Below are 19,519 nucleotides of genomic sequence, written 5' to 3'. Positions count from 1 at the left end.
CCGATAAATGCGGGTTGAAGTTGTTCTGTAATATTCGAAAATAGAAACTAAAAAACCAAAACAAAGTAATATAAGTATATGTTTAATAAATATGAAGTATAGTCAATAAGGCGAGATAGTTAACAATTTATTCCTATACAAATACTATTTAAAAACAAATTTTGATCACTAATGAAAAAGTATGTTGCAGAGATGATCGGGACAATGGTGCTTGTCCTGATGGGCTGCGGTAGCGCAGTGTTCGCAGGGACGGTTCAGCCGTTTGCATCGGTGGGTACGTTAGGTGTTGCTTTTGCTTTCGGGCTGGCTGTTCTGACGATGGTTTACACGATTGGAAAAATTTCCGGTTGTCATATTAATCCGGCTATTACGCTGGGTATGTTGCTCTCTAAAAGGATTTCGGGAAAAGATGCGGGAATGTATATGGTATTCCAGGTGATCGGTGCGATCATCGGCTCGTCCATCCTGTTTATCTTAGCGAAAGATTCAGGTTCGACTACTACATTAACGGGGGCGAACGGTTATCACGATCTCGTCCAGGCTTTTGTCGCCGAAACGGTATTTACATTCATCTTCCTGCTGGTGGTTCTGGGTTCTACATCCAAAGGAGCCAATAACAAGTTTGCCGGTATTGCTATCGGTTTGGCTCTGGTATTGATCCATATTGTTTGTATTCCTATCACCGGGACATCCGTGAATCCGGCACGTAGTATCGGTCCGGCTTTGTTCCAGGGTGGTGAAGCTCTCTCTCAATTATGGTTGTTTATCGTAGCTCCGTTCCTGGGTGCAGCTATTGCTGCCTTTGTATGGAAAGGCATTGATACGGAAGAGGTATAATCCTTTGTTACTACATTTATATTCCAATCCCCGGAGGACAGTTGTTTTCCGGGGATTTTTTGTTTGACAAATTGATACTACTATGCCATGTAAATTGGGTTACTATACCGGATAAATGAAAATACCTCCGCGACTAATATTTTTTAACGTATCAATAAGTTTGTGGAAGTATGGATATTGATGCAAATTGTCAGTCTCTTTTTCTACCTTTGCCCGTAGACTAAACTAATATAACATGAACAAGAAACTTATTCTTTCCTTGCTAGCCTTAGCTGGTGTTCCCGCTTTCCTGATGGCGGCGGATGATGCGCGCTTATTGCGTTTTCCGGCTACCAATGGTAATGAGATCGTTTTCTCGTATGCCGGCGACCTGTACAAAGTTCCGGTTACAGGTGGAGAAGCACAACGGCTGACTTCACATGTAGGGTATGAAATGTTCCCCCGTTTCTCTCCGGATGGCAAGACAATAGCCTTTACCGGGCAGTATGACGGCAACACGGAAGTGTACACGATCCCTTCTACGGGAGGAGAACCTTTGCGTGTTACCTATACGGCAACCAACCAGCGTGATGACCTGGGCGACCGCATGGGACCTAACAATATCGTAATGAACTGGACTCCTGACGGAAGCCGTATCGTTTACCGTAACCGTATCAGTAGTGGGTTCGACGGGAAATTATATACGGTGGATAAGGAAGGCGGCCTTTCTGAAGTGATTCCTTTGCCGGAAGGTGGTTTCTGTAGCTATTCTCCGGACGGAAAACAGTTGGCTTATAACCGCGTGATGCGTGAATTCCGTACCTGGAAATATTATAAGGGCGGTATGGCCGATGATATCTGGATCTATAATCCGGAAAAGAAATCGGTAGAAAACATTACGGACAATGTCGCACAGGATATTATCCCGATGTGGATCGGAGATGAGATATTCTTCCTCTCGGATCGTGATCGTACGATGAATCTCTTTGTTTACAACACAAAGACCAAACAAACTTCTAAAGTGACTAATTTCACGGAATACGATGTGAAGTTCCCGAGCGCAAACGGCAATACGATCGTTTTTGAGAATGGAGGTTATCTTTATAAAATGGATGCGACTGCCAAGAAGCCGGAAAAGGTAGAGGTCAAGTTGACGTCTGATAATATTTATGCGCGTAGTGAGATAAAAGACGGTTCTCAGTATCTGACTGAAGCCAGTATCTCTCCTGACGGCAAACGGGTTGTGGTGACTGCCCGTGGCGAAGTGTTCAACTTGCCGGTAGAGAAAGGCGTAACGAAGAATATCACTCGTTCTCCGGGCCAACATGACCGGGAAGCACAATGGTCTCCCGATGGTAAAATGATCGTTTATATTTCTGACGGTACCGGTGAAACTGAACTTTATATGCAGGACGCAACAGGCGGTGAACCTGTTCAGTTGACAAAGGACAACGATACCTATATCCGTTCGTTTGTATGGAGTCCGGATTCAAAAACGATCGTCTATACAGATCGTAAGAATCGTGTTAACCTGCTGGATATAACGACCAGGCAGGTAACGACTTTGTTGCAGGATCCGATGGCTGAGATCCGGGATGTAACCTATTCTCCCGACAGTAAATGGCTGACTTATTCCCGCCCGGGAACGAATGAGCACAATATTGTTTATGTCTACAATATCGCGGAGAAGAAAGAATATCCTGTAACGGATAAGTGGTATAATTCGGATTCACCTGTTTTCAGTCGTGACGGAAAATATCTGGTGTTCTCTTCTGCCCGTGATTTTAATCCGACTTACGGCTCCTTGGAATGGAATCATGTATATAATAATATGGAAGGTGTTTATCTGGTATTGTTATCGAAAGAAACACCTTCTCCTTTCCTGGAAAAAGATGCAGAAGTGGCTGTGGCGAAAGATGATAATGCGAAGAAAGAAGAACCGAAAATAGATGGAAAGAAGGAAACGGCTCCTGAAAGTCCGGTTGTGAAGATAGATATGGATGGCATTTCCGACCGTATCATCCAGCTTCCGCTGGCTGGTTCCCGTTATGGAAATTTCTATGCAGACGGTAATAAAGTTTATTATTGGGGCCGTGGTGGTGTGAAAGTATACGATCTGGAAAAACAAAAAGAAGAAAGTGTTGCCGACGGTGCTTCCATGTCTGTAGCTCCCGGTAGCAAAAAAGCGTTGTTCTATAAAGGCGGACAGATATATGTGACCGATATTCCTTCGGGTAAGGTCGATTTGAGTGAGGCCGTGAATCTTTCCAACATGAAGATCACAACCGATTATCCGAAAGAATGGGCGCAGATCTTCGATGAGGCATGGCGTGCTTATCGTGACGGTTTCTATGTGGAGAATATGCATGGAGTGGACTGGAAAGCTATCAAGAAAAAATATGAAGTCCTTCTGCCTTATGTAAAAACTCGTTTGGACCTGAATTACGTAATCGGCGAAATGATCGGTGAGCTGAACTGCGGTCACGCTTATGTGAACCCGGGTGAACTGGATCGTCCGGACCGTGTGCAGACTGGTTTATTGGGGGCGGAGATCTCACGCGATAAGAGTGGTTTCTTCCGTTTGGAAAAGATCTTACCGGGTGCTTCCTGGAGCAAGGACCTGCGTTCTCCGTTGACGGAACCGGGTATCGAGGCTAAAGCCGGTGAGTTCATCGTGGCTATAGACGGTGTTCCTACTAACAGCGTGAAGGATATGTTCTCTTTGTTGGTCGGTAAAGCCGGTGTGCCTACCGAACTTTCATTGAACAGCAAGCCCCAGTTGGCTGGTGCACGTAAGATCGTAATAAGCCCGCTTGCCGAAGAATATTCTTTGTATCACTATAATTGGGTGCAGGACAATATTAAGAAGGTAGATAAGGCTACGAATGGTCGCGTCGGATATATCTATATCCCGGATATGGGTGTGGAAGGCCTGAATGAATTTTCTCGTTATTTCTATCCGCAACTGGATAAGGAAGGTTTGATCATCGACGACCGTGCGAACGGTGGTGGTAATGTCTCCCCGATGATCCTGGAACGTCTTTCCCGTGAACCGTATCGCCTGACGATGCGCCGGGGCTCGAATCATGTCGGAACAGTGCCTGATGCCGTACAGGTTGGCCCGAAAGTTTGTTTGATTAATAAGTATTCGGCTTCCGATGGTGATTTATTTCCGTGGGGATTCCGCGCACTTGGTCTGGGCAAGCTGATCGGTATGCGTACCTGGGGTGGTATCGTCGGTATCAGTGGCTCATTGCCTTATATGGATGGTACCGATATCCGCGTTCCGTTCTTCACCAGCTACGATCCGAAGACTGGCCAGTGGATCATCGAAAACCATGGTGTTGACCCGGATATCCTGATCGATAACGATCCGATTAAAGAATGGAACGGTGAAGACCAGCAGCTGAATAAAGCGATCGAAGAGGTAATGAAAGAACTTCAGAACCGTAAACCGTTAGCTCCGATTCCGGCTCCGAGAGATTTCAGTAAATAAGAAATCAGTCCGAAAGTATATATGCTTTTCGGCAAAAGGTTACATGCTTTTAATCAAAAGCATGTAACCTTTTTTCTTTTATCATGTAATAATTCTTTTACCTTTGCAAAGGCAACTATGTACATTATGAACGAAGAATCACTGTATATTCATCAGCTTAGAAGTGGAGATTCCCGGTCTTTTGAATGCCTGTACAATATTTGGAGCGGTAAGCTCTATAATTTTGTTATGCGTATTTCAAAGGGGGATAGCTACCTGGCGGAAGATATCGTGCAGTCGACCTTTGTCAAAGTCTGGGAAAACCGCCAGTTGCTCGATCCCGACAAATCTTTTGGGTCCTATCTGTGTACCGTCGCTAAAAATCAATTAGTGAATATTTATCAGCATAGGATGCTGGAGTATCTTTATCAGGAAAAAGTTAAAACTTCTGAGCCGACTGAAAATACCACCGAAAAGGAAGTTGATTACCATCTGCTGGAAGAATACATCGACTCATTGATAGACCAGTTACCACCTGCCCGTAGAGAAATATTCGTATTAAGTCGCCGCAATATGTTAACCAACAAAGAAATAGCGGAGAAGCTCAATCTTTCGGAAAACACGGTAGAATCTCAGTTGACCAAAGCTATCTCTTTCATGCGTAGTAAGATAAATAAGCATTACAGTTTATCTGTGTCTTTACTCCTTTATTTATTAATAGATTAATAAAAGTTAAATAAGAGAAGTCGGGTAACGGATTTTTTCCGGTTGCCTGTATACCTAATAGAACAAAATAATGGAAAAGCAAGATTACATACAATTATTCGATAAGTTTCTGTTGAAGCAAGCTTCGCCGGAAGAGGTGCAGATATTGATCCAATGGCTGAAAAGCGAAGGTTCGTTTCAGGATTGGATGGATGAGGAATGGGATGTTGCTTCTTCCGGAATGGATACTGATTTACAACAAAAATTACTGGGGCAGATAAAGCAGAAAATCAGCTTGGAAATGCAACAGGCACCGCTGAAAAGGAATAAATATCGTACAATTTATCTATGGACTGCCCGCATAGCTTCTGTTATAATACTTTTATTATTGACCGGAATCTCAGTCTATCGTTATGCTATGGAACAGCAGAAGATGCAAGATATGATTGTCTCGGTCGAAAAAGGGCAAAAAGCAAATGTTGTACTTCCTGACGGTTCTAAAGTATGGGTTAATTCCGATTCAAGATTGATTTATGGAAGCCGTTTTACATCTAAAGAGAGAATCCTGGAACTGGAAGGTGAAGCCTATTTTGAAGTGGCTCCCGATAAGGATCGCCCTTTTATTGTGGAGACGAATGATTTGGCAGTCCGGGCATTGGGCACTAGCTTCAATGTGAAATCTTATGAAGAAGAAAAGGATATATCCACTGTTTTAATGACTGGAAAAGTTGAAGTATCAAGCAGTTATGATCGCCTGATATTAAATCCGAATGAAAGAATAGTCTTTGATAAGCAGACCGGGCATATGGAAAAGAGTAGTGTGGAAAACGCTAAAGAGTATATTAATTGGAAATTCAATGAACTGACATTTAAAGGGGAAACTTTTGAAAATATCGTTCACACTCTGGAACGCTATTACAATACCCGCATTGTTTTTGAATCGGAATCATTAAAAAAATATCGTTTTACAGGAACACCCGGAAATACCAGTTTGGAAAGTATTTTACAGATACTATCCCTGACTTCTCCTTTGTCGTATGAAGTGAAGGATAGCTTGATTATCTTACGGGAGAATGTGAAGCAGAAAGCATATTATGAAAAAGCATTGAAATAGATATATTGTTGTTTAACTTTTAAATTATAGGATATGAAAAACACAGAATGAGAGGAGTAATAAAGGGACAGTGCCTGGCACCATCCCCTATCGTGATTTATAACCGCACTTAGGTATCTCGCAAATAGTAAGTGCAATTAGTAAATACCTTTAATCTCTACAAATTTATGAATTATTTAATTAGCAGGACTATTTACGTCCTTAAAAAACGGCAATTTAGCTGGGTTAAATTAGTATTATTTATATTGTTGATATCGCCTTCCCTCTTAGGTCAGATATCGGTAAGTATTCAAAAGCAGACTTTACGACAAGCCTTGAAGGCAATAGAACGTTCGGGGAATTATCAGTTTTTTTATAATGAAGATTTATCCAGCCTGGATAAGATCGTATCTCTGACGGTAAAAGATGCTCCGGTGGAAGAAGTGCTGGATAAGTTATTGTACGGTACGGATATCACTTATAAGAAAGAGAAGGAAAACTTGATCGTGCTGACATTGAAAGCGACATCAGTTGCTCCGCAACAGGAGAATCGAACGGTGAAAGGTACGGTTGTCGATACAACGGGTGAACCGGTTATCGGGGCGAATGTAGTGGAAAAAGGAACTACGAACGGTACGGTTACTGATATGGATGGTAAGTTTGCATTGGAAGTATCTGCCGGTGCTACATTGAGTATTTCTTATATCGGTTATACAGAGCAATTGGTTCCGGTTAAAAATCAATCTACTTTCGATATTAAGTTGATGGAGGATACACAGAAACTGGAAGAGATCGTTGTGGTGGGATACGGAGCTCAGAAGAAAGTGAATCTGACAGGGTCTGTCGCTTCTATTTCCAGCCAGGAATTGGTACAACGTCCTATTACTTCTGTTGCTTCCGGTATTCAGGGGATTGTGCCGGGTTTGACGATTACTGCAGGCCAGGGACGTCCTGGTTCCAGCGACAATACCAGTATACGTGTGCGTGGTACGGGAACCCTCAATAATTCAGATCCTTATATTTTGATCGACGGAATAGAATCAGGATCTATGAATCAGATCGATCCGAATGATATTGAGTCTATTTCCGTTCTAAAAGATGCTGCATCAGCTGCTATTTATGGTTCGAAGGCAGCCAATGGTGTCATCTTGATTACTACTAAACGCGGTAGTTCCGGTCGTCCTGTCGTTGCTTATAATGCCACTTTCGGTTGGCAGACTGCTACTGGTTTTGTAGAAAGAATGAACTCTGCTGATGCTGCGACTTACTATAACAAAGCGTTGGAATCGAGTGGTAAAGCTCCCCGCTTTACAGAAGATGACATCCGCTTGTTCCGTGACGGAACTGATCCTTACGGCCATCCGGATACAGACTGGAATGATTTGGGCTTTGCCGGAAATGGATTTATGCACCAACATAATATAAATTTATCCGGTGGGTCTGAGAACATAAAATACATGGCTTCGGTAGGCTACTTAAACCAGAATGGTATTATGAAGCATAGCAACCGTGAACAGTTCAACATGCGAACGAATCTGGATGCCAAATTATCGGATCATGTCAATGTCCGTGCAAATATGTCGTTCATTCATAATGATTATGCAGACCCGACGAACTCTTACGTAGGAGGAGGATCCGATCAGATTATCCGGCAGTTGAACCGTATCGCTCCCTGGATACCGTATAAAAATGAAGACGGAACCTATGGAACTATCGGTGATGGTAACCCTGTTGCCTGGTTGGATCTGGATCAGACATTGAATCGTAACAATCAGAACTTTTCAGGTATTCTGGCCGTTGATTATAATGTGATGAAAGGTCTGAAATTTACTGCACAGGGGGCATATGTATCCGATGTTCAGGACAGGAAAGAATTTGTTAAGGATATTCAATATAATTCGATTAAATATCATGGTCCTAATTCTCTGGATGAACGGACTTATTTATGGAACCGTACATCTTTGGATTTGTTGATGAATTATGACAAGAGTTTTGGTAACCATAATCTGAAAGCAATGGTCGGTTATCGTATTGAAAAGTATAATTATAAATATACCAAGGCTTATCGTAAGGGTTTCCCGAATAATGATATGACGGATATTAATGCCGGTACACAGTCGACACAAACCAATGAGGGATATTCCCGCGAACTGGCTATGATGTCTTATTTTGGACGTGTGAATTATGATTATGCCGGAAAATACTTGTTTGAAGCGAACTTTAGAGCGGATGCTTCTTCCCGTTTCAGCCCCGATAACCGTTGGGGATATTTCCCTTCTCTTTCTGCCGGATGGCGTATGTCTGAAGAAGGTTTTATGGAAGGAGCACGTGATTGGATGCAATCTCTGAAACTGCGTGCATCCTGGGGACAGCTGGGAAACCAGGAGGCTTTAGACGATTATTATCCCTGGTTGATCACTTATGCGATCGGTTCAAGCAGCGGCGGTAATTATCCTTTTGACGGAAATGTAAATACAGGTATAATGCAGAAAGCACAGAAATTGTCTTCTATCTCCTGGGAAAAATCATCGAACTGGGGTATTGGTTTTGATTTAAGTGTACTTTCCTGTCTGGACTTGACTTTGGATTATTACAATCGTAAAACAACCGGTATCATTATGGATGTTCCTGTTCCCGGTAGTTTCGGACTCGATCCATATAAGGATAATGTAGGTGCCATGCGTAACTCGGGTTTTGAAGTAACAGCTTCTTTCCATAAACAGTGGAATGATTGGACATTTGGAGCGACCGGAAATATGGCAGTGAATAAGAATGAGATACTGAATCTGGGCGGTGTAAATGAAATGGTGGATAAAGACAATGCCTATTTTATCAATCGGGTAGGTGCAGCCTATAAGTCTTTTTACGGATATGTCGCTGACGGACTGTTCAGAAGCCAGGAAGAAGCCGATGCTTATACGGAAAAATACGGAAATCCTTTCGGTAATGCATTTAAAGCAGGTGATATTAAATATAAAGATGTGAATGGGGATGGAAAGCTGACTTCGGCCGACCGTGATGTTGCCGGATCCGAACAGCCGAATGTGACTTTTGGTTTGAACCTGTCTGCTTCCTGGAAAAATTTCGATCTGTCTGTCTTTATGCAGGGAGCCTGTGGTGTATCGCGTTATTTCAATAATGAGGTATTCGGTGAATTTACCGGAGATAGTTCTCACCCTTCCACTGCCTGGTTTGATGCCTGGTCTCCGGAAAATCCGGATGGGACATTTCCTCGTGTTGCAGAGTCTGACCGTACTAACAGTACTCCTTCGAATTATTCGACCTTCTGGATATTCAAAACGAACTATCTGCGGATCAAAAATATCCAGTTCGGATATAATTTACCTGACAGTTGGTTGAAGGGAATAGGAATTTCACGTGCCAAGATTTATTATTCAGGAGAAAACCTGTTCAAGTTTGATAACCTGCCGGTTAATATCGATCCGGAAGCACCCTCGGGTCGTGGTTCTCATTATCCGCAGGTATGTACAAATTCAATCGGAGTTAATATAACCTTCTAATATTCACGAATTATGAAATCATTAAAATATTTATCTCTCTCTTTAGTTGTGTGCGGAGCGGCATTAAGCTCCTGTGATGACTTTTTCGATACGAAACCATACGATCAGTTATCTCCGTCTACTTTCTGGCAGACAGAGGAAGATGTACAGAGTGCCGTTACTGCCTGCTATGATAAATGGAATGAGGCAAAAAATGGTTCGACAGATATTCTTTATGCCGACTGCCTTTCGGATATTGGTTTTAATTATAGTAATACAAGTTCATTAAAAGTAACCGGTAACGGTTCGATGACACAGGCGGCAACGGTGAATTATTATAGTTATGTAACCATCCGCCGTTGTAACACATTCCTGGAAAATGCAGAAAGTGTAACTTTTGCAGACGAGGCTGAAAAGAAAGATTTATTTGCTCAGGTGCGTACTATCAGAGCATATCGTTATTTTCATATGAATTTCTGGTATGGTGGCGTTCCTCTGATAACCGATCAACCGGAAACGTCTGCAGAAGCACAGGTTGAACGGGCTTCGGAAGAGACGGTAAAAAAGTTTGTTTATGACGAACTGGATGCCGCTATTCCTGACCTGAATGATAAACCGTCACAACGTGGTCGCATTGCCAAGGGTACGGCTTTGGCTATTAAGATGCGTGCTGCTCTGTATTGGGGGGATCTCGACCTGGCGATGAGTGCTGCCCGTGCTATTCAGAATCTGAACCAGTATGAATTGGATCCGAATTTTCAGGAGATGTTCAGCATAAAAGGACAAGGATCGAAAGAGATCATATACGCTATGCAGCATGTAAGCAATACGTATGAATTTTCTAATATGATTCGTATGTTCAATAATCAGGATGGAGGCTGGGCTTCCATGGTACCGACGCAGAATCTGGTGGATATGTATGAAATGAAGTCCGGATTACGTCCGGAAGAGGAGGGATCAGGCTATGACCCAGTACATCCTTTTGCAAACAGAGATCCTCGGTTGGCTCTGACAATCCTCTATCCGGGAATGGATTGGGTTGGTTCTGATGGAAAACAGCGTGTGATAAATACATTGGATAAATCGATCGACGGTAGCTCGAATGCCGATTATATGGATGCTGCCGATAATTCTTCTCGGACCGGTATGATCTGGGCTAAATACACGGTTCCTTTATCCCAGTATTCAGCCTCGCTGGATAATGAAAATACCTGTCCGATTTTGTTCCGTTATGCAGAAGTATTACTGACGATTGCTGAAATCGATATTGAAAAGAATGAAAATCTGGAGGAGGCGTATAGTATATTGGACCAGCTCAGGGCACGCTGCGGTCATGTCGCTGTAGACAGGGCAAAGTATAACACACAGGAAAAACTTCGTGAACTGGTTCGCCGCGAACGTTGTATCGAAATGGCTGGGGAAGGTTTACGCCGCGCAGACTTGTTACGTTGGAAAGATCAAAATGGAAAAATGCTGGCAGAAACCCGGTTGAACGGAACATTATATCGTATGATAGGAACTGTCAATGTGAATGAGCCGGATCGTGATTTACGAGCAACCGTTGATACTTCAACGGCATCCAATGAATCATTGCGGAAGATTGAAGACCGTGCATTCCGTACGCATAACCGATATTTACCGTTCCCGCAGGCCGAACTCGATAAAAATCCAAATTTAAAACAGAATGAAGGATATGAATAATAGCAGAAATATGAAAAGATTGTTGTTAAGTTTACTTTGTATATGTTTTTCCGTATTGGGTTTTGCTCAGGATCGCATTTCGATCAAACATGGTCCTTATCTTCAGAACCTCAAAGAAACGGAAGTTACGATCGTCTGGATGGCTAGTAAGCCATCCGTCGGGTGGGTGGAATTGGCTCCTGACGACGGTAGCGATTATTACCAGGAAGCCCGTCCGAAGTATTTCGACTCAACCAACGGGGTAAAAAATACTTCTTTGCTTCATGCGGTGAAAATAACCGGACTGACCCCGGGTACAAACTATCGTTATCGTGTCTATGCAGAGGAAGTTCTCGATCACCAGGGTGTTGAAATTATGTACGGGAAGGTGGCTGCAACAGATGTATACGGAGCCGATCCTCTGGTTTTTAAAACGAATGATCGGAATAAACCGGAGACATCATTCATTATGATCAATGATATTCACGGTCGTACGAGTGATATTCCCCAACTGTTGAAAGTTGCAGACTATAAGAATACCGATATGGTTATTTTTAATGGCGATATGTTGAGCCAGCTAAAGAATGAAGAAGAGCTTTTCACTGGCTTTATGGATGTTTCCATTGATATGTTTGCCAAAGAAACTCCGATGTATTATGCCCGTGGAAATCATGAGACTCGTGGTATATTTGCTGCTTCGTTTCAGCATTATTTCTCACCGAAGGAACCTCATCTGTATTTTCTTCTTCGTCAGGGACCGATCTGTTATATCTTCCTGGATACGGGAGAGGATAAGCCGGATTCAGATATTGAATATAGTGGCATAACTGATTATGACAACTATCGGACAGAACAGGCGAAATGGTTGGCTGAGGCTGTGAAATCAAAGGATTTTACGGAGGCAAAATACAGAGTTATCATTGCTCACATGCCTCCGTTGCCGGATAAAAGATTATGGCATGGACAAAAAGAAGTGTTGGAAAAATTTGTCCCGATTTTAAATGAGGCGAATGTCGATGTTATGTTATCCGGGCATTTACATCGTTATTTCAATAACAAACCTACTTCTTCGGTTAAATTTCCTGTCATAGATAATGCCCATAAAACGGTTGTAAAAGGTGTCACTAAGGACAATAAACTGGAATTAAAAGTAATGGATCTGGAAGGGAAAACGGTAGATCAGATCGTGTTGAATGCTAAATAAGGGGATCCTTTAAAAGAAAACTACCTGTTTATTATAAAAGTGGTAGAATGAAATCCCGGGCAATAGTAAGTTTATTATATATCCTACTATGCCCGGGTATTTTTTATTTCATATATTTGTGATTCAAAAAGGAAACGGGAAGCATGTTGGAGGAAAGAAAATTATTGAAAGAGTTAACCGAAGGATCAGAATCTAGTTTTAACGCTCTGTACAATCTTTGGGGCGCCAGGCTTTACCGTTTTGCATTCTCTTATCTGAAATCGGACAGTGCAGCAAAGGATGTGGTGCAAGAAACGTTTGTGAAGATCTGGACGAACCGGGCCGGTATAAATCCGGATACATCCTTCAAGGCCTATTTGTTTACAATTTCCTATCATTTTTTATTGAAAGAGCTTCGCCGTCAATTGAATCATCCGCAAATGGAGAATTATCTGGAGATCAAAAAAGAAGTCGTTTCAGCGGAAGATGTAGAAGCTAAATATGATTTTGATCTTTTTCTGAAAGAATTAGAAACTGCCAAACAGAAGCTGACACCCCGCCAAAAAGAAATATTCACTCTGAATAAAGAATATAATCTTTCTATTACAGAGATAGCTTCCCGCTTATCTATAACGGAACAGGTTGTGCGTAACCAACTTTCAGCGGCATTGAAAGTATTGCGTAGAGAATTATCCAATTATTCCTACTTGTTCATATTATTCACGATATACTTCTGAGAAATATGTTTTATAGCATGCGAAAATGCATGTTATAAATGTGGTCTTTCGGGATATAACTCATAAACAAACGAAATCTCCGGTTTATGAGTACATCAGTATATAGAAATTTGAAAGATTGGTTAACGAAATATCAGGCTGAAAAAATAAGCCGGGAAGAATTTCGTGAACTCAGGCAGGAAATCAATAATCATTCGGATGAAGAACTTTTTCCTGTATTGCTCGATAGTTGGAATAGTTGGGATAATAACGAATGTTTATCGTCGGAAGATGCCCAAAGCTTATTGCTTCGTATCCGGCAAGAAATGAATATAAAACCTGTTCCCGGAATAAGAAAGTTGGCCTGGCGACAAATTGCAGCAGCTGTGGCCTTTCTACTAATGGGAAGCTTATCGGTCTATTTCTATGTTGATAACCGTGAAATTACTCAGTTAGCAGACCGGGTTATGGAAGTCAAAGTCGGAAAAGGAGAGCGGGTTTCAATCACTTTACCGGATGGAACGGCTGTTAAACTTAATTCTGAATCTGTGCTTTCGTATAAACAGGATTTTGGGAAAAAAGATCGCCGTGTGTCTCTTTCTGGCGAAGGATATTTCGATGTGCAGAAAGACGTGCAAAAAAAATTCGTAGTGAATACTGAATTTATGGATATTGAAGTAACTGGTACTTCGTTCAATGTATATGCTTATTCCGATAAGGATATACTGGAAATGGCATTGGTGCAGGGTAGTGTGACTGTTTCTTCTGTCTGCCCGCCTTTTGAGAAAATACATGTCGTACCGAATGAGAAAGTTATTTATGATAAGAGAACAGGGCTAATGAAGAAAATAATAACTTCAAATATATTAGAAACAGCTTGGGTAAGTAAAGAATTGGTGTTCAGGTCTGAATCAATAGATAATGTATTGAAGAGAGTCGGACGGAAATATGGTGTATCTTTTGAAATCGAGGATTCATCACTTGTCAAGGAAACTTATACCGGTGTGTTTGATAAGGAAGAGATTGAAGAGGTAATGAGGATACTGAAAATTCATTATGGATTTGATTATAAGATAAAAGGAGAAGTCATTCAACTTTTTGTGACAAATAAATAAAGTATTAACCTTAAAAAAGAGAAGCATGAAAACATAGGAAGAAGAAAAAAATATCCGGAAAGCGGGCCGGCTCTCCGGATAAATCGTCGAATTCAGTTCGAGAAGCTATGTGATAGCATAGCTATAAAAAAACTAAAAGTCAACTTTAAATTTCTTATTATGAATGTTATACAAAACGTAGTTAAGATAAAGTGTAAAAGTACGAAATTTTGTGGAACAAACTTGTTACTTGTACTTAGTTTTATCTTTTTAACAACAATATCAGCGAATGCTCAAACAGGCACTGTTAACTTGAAATTAGAGAATGTGACATTACCGCGTCTTTTTCAGGAAATAGAAAAACAGTCAACTTATCGTTTTTCTTATAGGGATGCAGATCTTACAGGAAAAGAACCCATTACAGTCTCAGTGAAGGAACAATCATTAAAAAGTTTATTAACAGGAATTTTATCGAAACGAAATCTTCAGTATCAAGTCTCGGGAAATAAGATACTGATTACAGTATCATCCACGCAATCTCCGAATTTGACGGGGAAAAAGGAGGTGAGCGGAGTTGTTGTCGATGATAAAGGCGAACCGATCATCGGAGCCAATATCATAGAGAAAGGGACGACCAATGGGATCATGACTGATGCCAATGGCATATTCTCTTTGACGGTAACTGCTGGTGCACAAATTCAGGTTTCATATATCGGATATTTATCACAAGAGATCAATGTGGGTAATAAAAGTGATTTTCAGATCATTTTAAAAGAAGATCTTCATACATTGGAAGAAGTGGTTGTGGTAGGATACGGTACGCGGCAGAAAAGTACATTAACAGGATCTGTATCTTCTGTAAAAGGTACTGAAATAATGAAATCTCCTACAGCAAATATATCATCTGCTTTTGCAGGGCGTCTACCTGGAGTCGTTGTAAATAGCCGTAGTGGAGAACCCGGAGGTGATGATGCCAGTATTCTGGTTCGTGGGCGGGGTACTATCGGTGATAGTAGTCCGCTGATACTTATCGACGGAGTGGAACGTCCCGGTCTAGGTCAGCTTAATCCCAATGATATTGAGAGTGTGAACGTTCTGAAAGATTCTGAAGCCGCTATTTATGGTTCACGTGCCTCTAATGGAGTGATCGTTGTTACAACAAAGAGAGGTGTAAAAGGGAAACCGACAATTAATTTTTCATATAATCAGACATTTGCCCAGCCTACCAGGAATCCTAAAATGGCGGATGCTTATACCTTTGCATCTGTAGCAAATGAAATCCGTGTCAGGGAGCATGCCGACCCGAATACACAACCTGTTATGGCTTATACACCGGAAGAAATGGAAAAATTTAGAGTTGGAACGGAGCCCGGATATACTTCAACCAATTTCTTTGATGAAATGATTCGCAATTGGACTCCGCAACACCGTACGAATTTATCGATTTCAGGTGGTGGTGACCGGGTAAATTACTTCCTGTCTTTAGGTGAATTGAAACAGAATGGACAATTCGAAGGGAGCACTATTAAATACAACCAATATAATATTCGTTCTAATATAGATGTTAAAGTAGCACATGGTCTGACTGCAAGTCTGGATGTCGCAGGTCAATATGATTCTCGTCATTCTCCTTATTATAGTGCTTATGAATTAATCAGTCATATTTTCCTTTATGCACCACAATGGCAATTGTATTGGCCTGGAACTGACCATCTTCAACCCTTGCGCGGAGATCAAAACATCGTTAATATGGTTAATGATAATGCGGGATGGCATGAGATTAAAAATAATAAATTTGAAGGAAATCTCTCTTTGAAATGGGAGGTTCCATGGGTTAAAGGACTGGCTTTTACGGCACGTGGTTCGTATGATGCACGTTTTCAATATTGGAAAACATTTCAAACCCCGTCTTATGTGTATAATAAGGATGAGGCAACAAGTGAATATATTAAGCGCTTGGACGGTATGGGGCCTGCAAAAGCATCTTTGCAAGACAGGAGCGATATGCCTTCTTCCATTTATCTTTTGTTAAAAGCCGATTATTCTCATTCTTTTGGAGATCATAATCTGGATGTCATGTTAGGTTATGAGCAGACGCAGACAAAGGGATATTATCTGAGTGCCAGTAAACCGGAATTTGAATCGACATCTCTTCCTATATTGAATGTAGGGGGAACGGATAAAACGAAGTGGGGTATCGAAGGTTATGGTAGCGAGTTTGCCAGACAGAATTATTTTGGAAGATTGAATTATGACTATAAGGGAAAATATATCCTGCAGGGAACTTTGAGAGTCGACGGCTCATCGAACTTCCCCAAAAATAACCGTTTCGGTTATTTCCCCAGTTTCTCTGCTGCATGGAGATTGTCAGAAGAAGCATTTATGAAGAATATGGATTGGTTGAACAATCTGAAAGTAAGAGCGAGTTGGGGTATGATGGGAAACGATAAAATAGATAATTTTCAGTACCTGATGACTTATTCCTACGGCAATAATTATGTAGTTAACAATATGGATGTCCAGGGTATTTATGAAACGCGTGTACCTAATCCGAATGTTACCTGGGAGACATCCAAGACTTGGGATGTGGGTTTGGATGCAAATTTATGGAATGGAAAATTAGGAGTGGAATTTGATTATTTCCGTTCTATGCGAGATGATATTCTGGGTAAACGTAATGCGACAGTTCCTGGTTATACCGGTATAACTTTGCCGGACGAGAATATTGCAAGTGTTCTTAATCGCGGATTTGAATTGGTACTGACTCATTATAATACCGCGGGGGATTTTACCTATTCTATTTCCGGAAATCTAGCGTTCGCCCGTAACGAAGTAAAATTTATAGATGAGGCTCCGGCTGCCGAACCCTATCAGGTCAAAACAGGAAATCCTTACGGTTCTGAATTATATTATGACGCAATCGGTATATTCAAAGATGAGGAACACCTGGCTAGCTATCCGCATCTATCGAATGCAGGCCCTGGCGACCTGATTTTCAGAGATACGAATGGAGATGGTGTGATTAATGAAAAAGACCAGATATTGATCACTAAAACAGATATTCCTGAAATGACATTTGGGTTGACGGGAACTGTCCAGTACAAAGGCTTTGATTTGTCAGTACTTCTACAGGGACAGGAAAGATGTAATGTTCCTATGGTCAAAGGTAAAGGCAATATCTATTCTAACTTCTTCAGTACGATGAGTGATACCTGGGGTGGTTTTTTACAATGGCGTGCCGATGGCAGATGGATTCCGGGAGCAGACAACTCAAATGCGACGATGCCGCGTGCTAATTCAGCAAATGCAAATGTCAACTCCGGTTATAATACGCATTGGATCAGAAACGGAGGATTTCTTAGATTAAAGAATCTTGAAATCGGATATACCTTGCCGAAACCGATTGTTAATAAAATGGGTTTAAGCGATATTCGTATTTCTGCCAGCGGAAATAATCTTTTCCTGATATATGACAGTATGAGAGATCTTGGATATGACCCTGAAACCAATGATTATTGGTATTATTCAATTCAGAGGACAATTAATTTTGGCATTAATGTAACCTTTTAAAAAGTAGTGTTATGAAAAAGATTAAATATATATTATATTCTATACTCTCCGTTCTATTCTTGAATTCATGCAATATTTTGGATCTTAAACCTTTGGATAAATTATCGGATGAGGATGTATGGAATGATCCTTCTTTAATGCAATTATACGTAAATAGCTGTTATATTGCTTTACCTCATGGTTTTGACCAATATATGCAAGGTAGTTATACTGATGAACTTTGGTCTCGCTCAAACGATTATGCCTCACAGGAGCTGCTTGCCGGGGCATTGGATCCGGATAATGTGAATAGTTTACCTACGCATCTCAATTATTGGGGGACTGCTTATTCTAATATAAGAAAGATAAACACTTTCTTCGATAAGTCTCAAGGCTCACCTCTTTCTGAAGAACAACGTAATGGAATGCTTGGTGAATTGAAATTTCTGCGTGCATATATCTATGCACATCTGTTATGGTGTTATGGCGGAGTTCCTATTATAACAAAAGTGTATGAGCTTAACGAAGACTACAGTATACCCAGAAATAGTTATGAAGAATGTGTGAATTTTATTGTAACGGAACTGGAAGAAGCAAAATCTATGTTACCGGATAGACAGCCTGCAAATCAAACCGGGCGTGCTTCAGGTGATGCTTGTCAGGCTTTGATGGCAAGAGTCCTTTTATATTGGGCAAGCCCGCTCCATAATCCCGACAATGATGTGGCGCGTTGGGAAAGAGCAGCGAAGGCTATAGAAAAGTTAATAGATACTCGTTATAGTCTTCAGGATGATTATGAATCGATTTTTCTAAAGGATAATGATGAAATCATATTTGCACGACAATTTACTCAAAGTAATTCAACGGTTTTTAGTATGGTACAAGGACGTAGCGGAGATGGCGGACATGGAACAATGGACCCGTTACAAAACCTGGTTAATTCATATGAGATGAAAGCTACGGGAAAATTACCTTGCATAGAACAATCGGATGGAACATATCGTCCTGATCCGACTTCAGGATATGATCCTCAAAATCCGTATAAAGGACGTGATCCCCGGTTCTATGCGTCGATCTTATATGATGGCTCCGTATGGCAGGGGCGTGAAACGGAAACATTTAAAGGAGGAAGAGATAATAAAGATTATACAGGGGGAGGATCGACCTGGCTTGCGAGTGAAACCAGTTACTATTTGCGTAAATTCCTGGATGAATCTATACCTCCGACAGGCTCTTCTCAAAATCCTACAAGCCCATGGATATTCTTTCGCTATGCAGAGGTTCTGTTGAATTACGCAGAAGCAAAATTCGAATTGGGCGATGAAGATACCGCAAGAAAATATCTGAATATGGTACGTCGTCGGTCCAGTGTCCAGATGCCTGATGTAACAGATAGCGGAGAAGCATTGAGAAAACGTATTCGAAATGAAAGACGTGTAGAACTCGCACTTGAGTATCATCGTTTCTTTGACGTACGGCGTTGGAAAATCGCAGAAGAAACAGAAAAGAAACCTCTGATTTCGATGGAAATTATAAAAGAAAACGACCAGACGAAGAAATATACGGAGGTGATAAAATTTCAACGCAACTTTTATCCTAAGAATTATTACTTACCAATCCCCAGGACAGAAGTAGAGAAAAGTCTGGGGACTATCGAACAAAATCCAGGATATTAATTGTGTTTTTAATTAATGTCTTAATATCACAT

At 41.2% G+C, this 19,519-nt stretch carries 11 protein-coding genes; all 11 read left to right on the top strand.

Translation table 11 applies throughout. The features are described from left to right. Positions 1-171 precede the first annotated feature (171 nt). On the top strand, positions 172-837 hold the full coding sequence (locus DWX23_RS06760; RefSeq protein WP_122373897.1) for an MIP family channel protein: 666 nt from the start codon (positions 172-174) through the stop codon (positions 835-837). Between the two features lie 235 nt (positions 838-1,072). Then, positions 1,073-4,312, top strand: a complete 3,240-nt coding sequence (locus DWX23_RS06755) for a S41 family peptidase (RefSeq protein ID WP_122373896.1) — start codon at positions 1,073-1,075, stop codon at positions 4,310-4,312. 126 nt (positions 4,313-4,438) lie between these two features. Then, positions 4,439-5,017, top strand: coding sequence for an RNA polymerase sigma-70 factor (locus tag DWX23_RS06750; protein WP_122373945.1), 579 nt, complete (start codon positions 4,439-4,441; stop codon positions 5,015-5,017). A 70-nt stretch (positions 5,018-5,087) separates the two neighbouring features. Then, positions 5,088-6,110, top strand: coding sequence for a FecR family protein (locus DWX23_RS06745; RefSeq protein WP_122373895.1), 1,023 nt, complete (start codon positions 5,088-5,090; stop codon positions 6,108-6,110). A gap of 314 nt (positions 6,111-6,424) precedes the next feature. Next, positions 6,425-9,610 carry a SusC/RagA family TonB-linked outer membrane protein gene (locus DWX23_RS06740; RefSeq protein ID WP_233587515.1) on the top strand — a complete coding sequence of 1,062 codons (3,186 nt, stop codon included), beginning with the start codon at positions 6,425-6,427 and terminating at the stop codon, positions 9,608-9,610. Between the two features lie 12 nt (positions 9,611-9,622). Further along, positions 9,623-11,290 (top strand): RagB/SusD family nutrient uptake outer membrane protein, encoded by a 1,668-nt coding sequence (locus DWX23_RS06735; RefSeq protein ID WP_122373893.1) that lies wholly within the window; start codon positions 9,623-9,625, stop codon positions 11,288-11,290. A 10-nt stretch (positions 11,291-11,300) separates the two neighbouring features. Continuing rightward, on the top strand, positions 11,301-12,473 hold the full coding sequence (locus DWX23_RS06730) for an FN3 domain-containing metallophosphoesterase family protein (RefSeq protein ID WP_122373944.1): 1,173 nt from the start codon (positions 11,301-11,303) through the stop codon (positions 12,471-12,473). Positions 12,474-12,616: 143 nt separating this feature from the next. Beyond that, the gene (locus DWX23_RS06725) at positions 12,617-13,189 is read left to right on the top strand and encodes an RNA polymerase sigma factor (protein ID WP_122355726.1); all 573 of its coding nucleotides are present in this window, start codon (positions 12,617-12,619) and stop codon (positions 13,187-13,189) included. A gap of 86 nt (positions 13,190-13,275) precedes the next feature. Next, positions 13,276-14,283 (top strand): FecR family protein, encoded by a 1,008-nt coding sequence (locus DWX23_RS06720; RefSeq protein ID WP_122373892.1) that lies wholly within the window; start codon positions 13,276-13,278, stop codon positions 14,281-14,283. 291 nt (positions 14,284-14,574) lie between these two features. Next, on the top strand, positions 14,575-17,832 hold the full coding sequence (locus DWX23_RS06715) for a TonB-dependent receptor (RefSeq protein WP_158607054.1): 3,258 nt from the start codon (positions 14,575-14,577) through the stop codon (positions 17,830-17,832). Positions 17,833-17,843: 11 nt separating this feature from the next. Next, complete coding sequence (locus tag DWX23_RS06710; RefSeq protein WP_122373890.1) at positions 17,844-19,487, top strand: RagB/SusD family nutrient uptake outer membrane protein; 1,644 nt, start codon at positions 17,844-17,846, stop codon at positions 19,485-19,487. Positions 19,488-19,519: the final 32 nt, after the last annotated feature.

Source organism: Parabacteroides sp. AF18-52, from assembly GCF_003479145.1.
GTDB lineage: Bacteria > Bacteroidota > Bacteroidia > Bacteroidales > Tannerellaceae > Parabacteroides > Parabacteroides faecis.
Note: the sequence above shows the minus strand (reverse complement) of the source record. Positions and strands in the feature narration are given on the sequence as shown.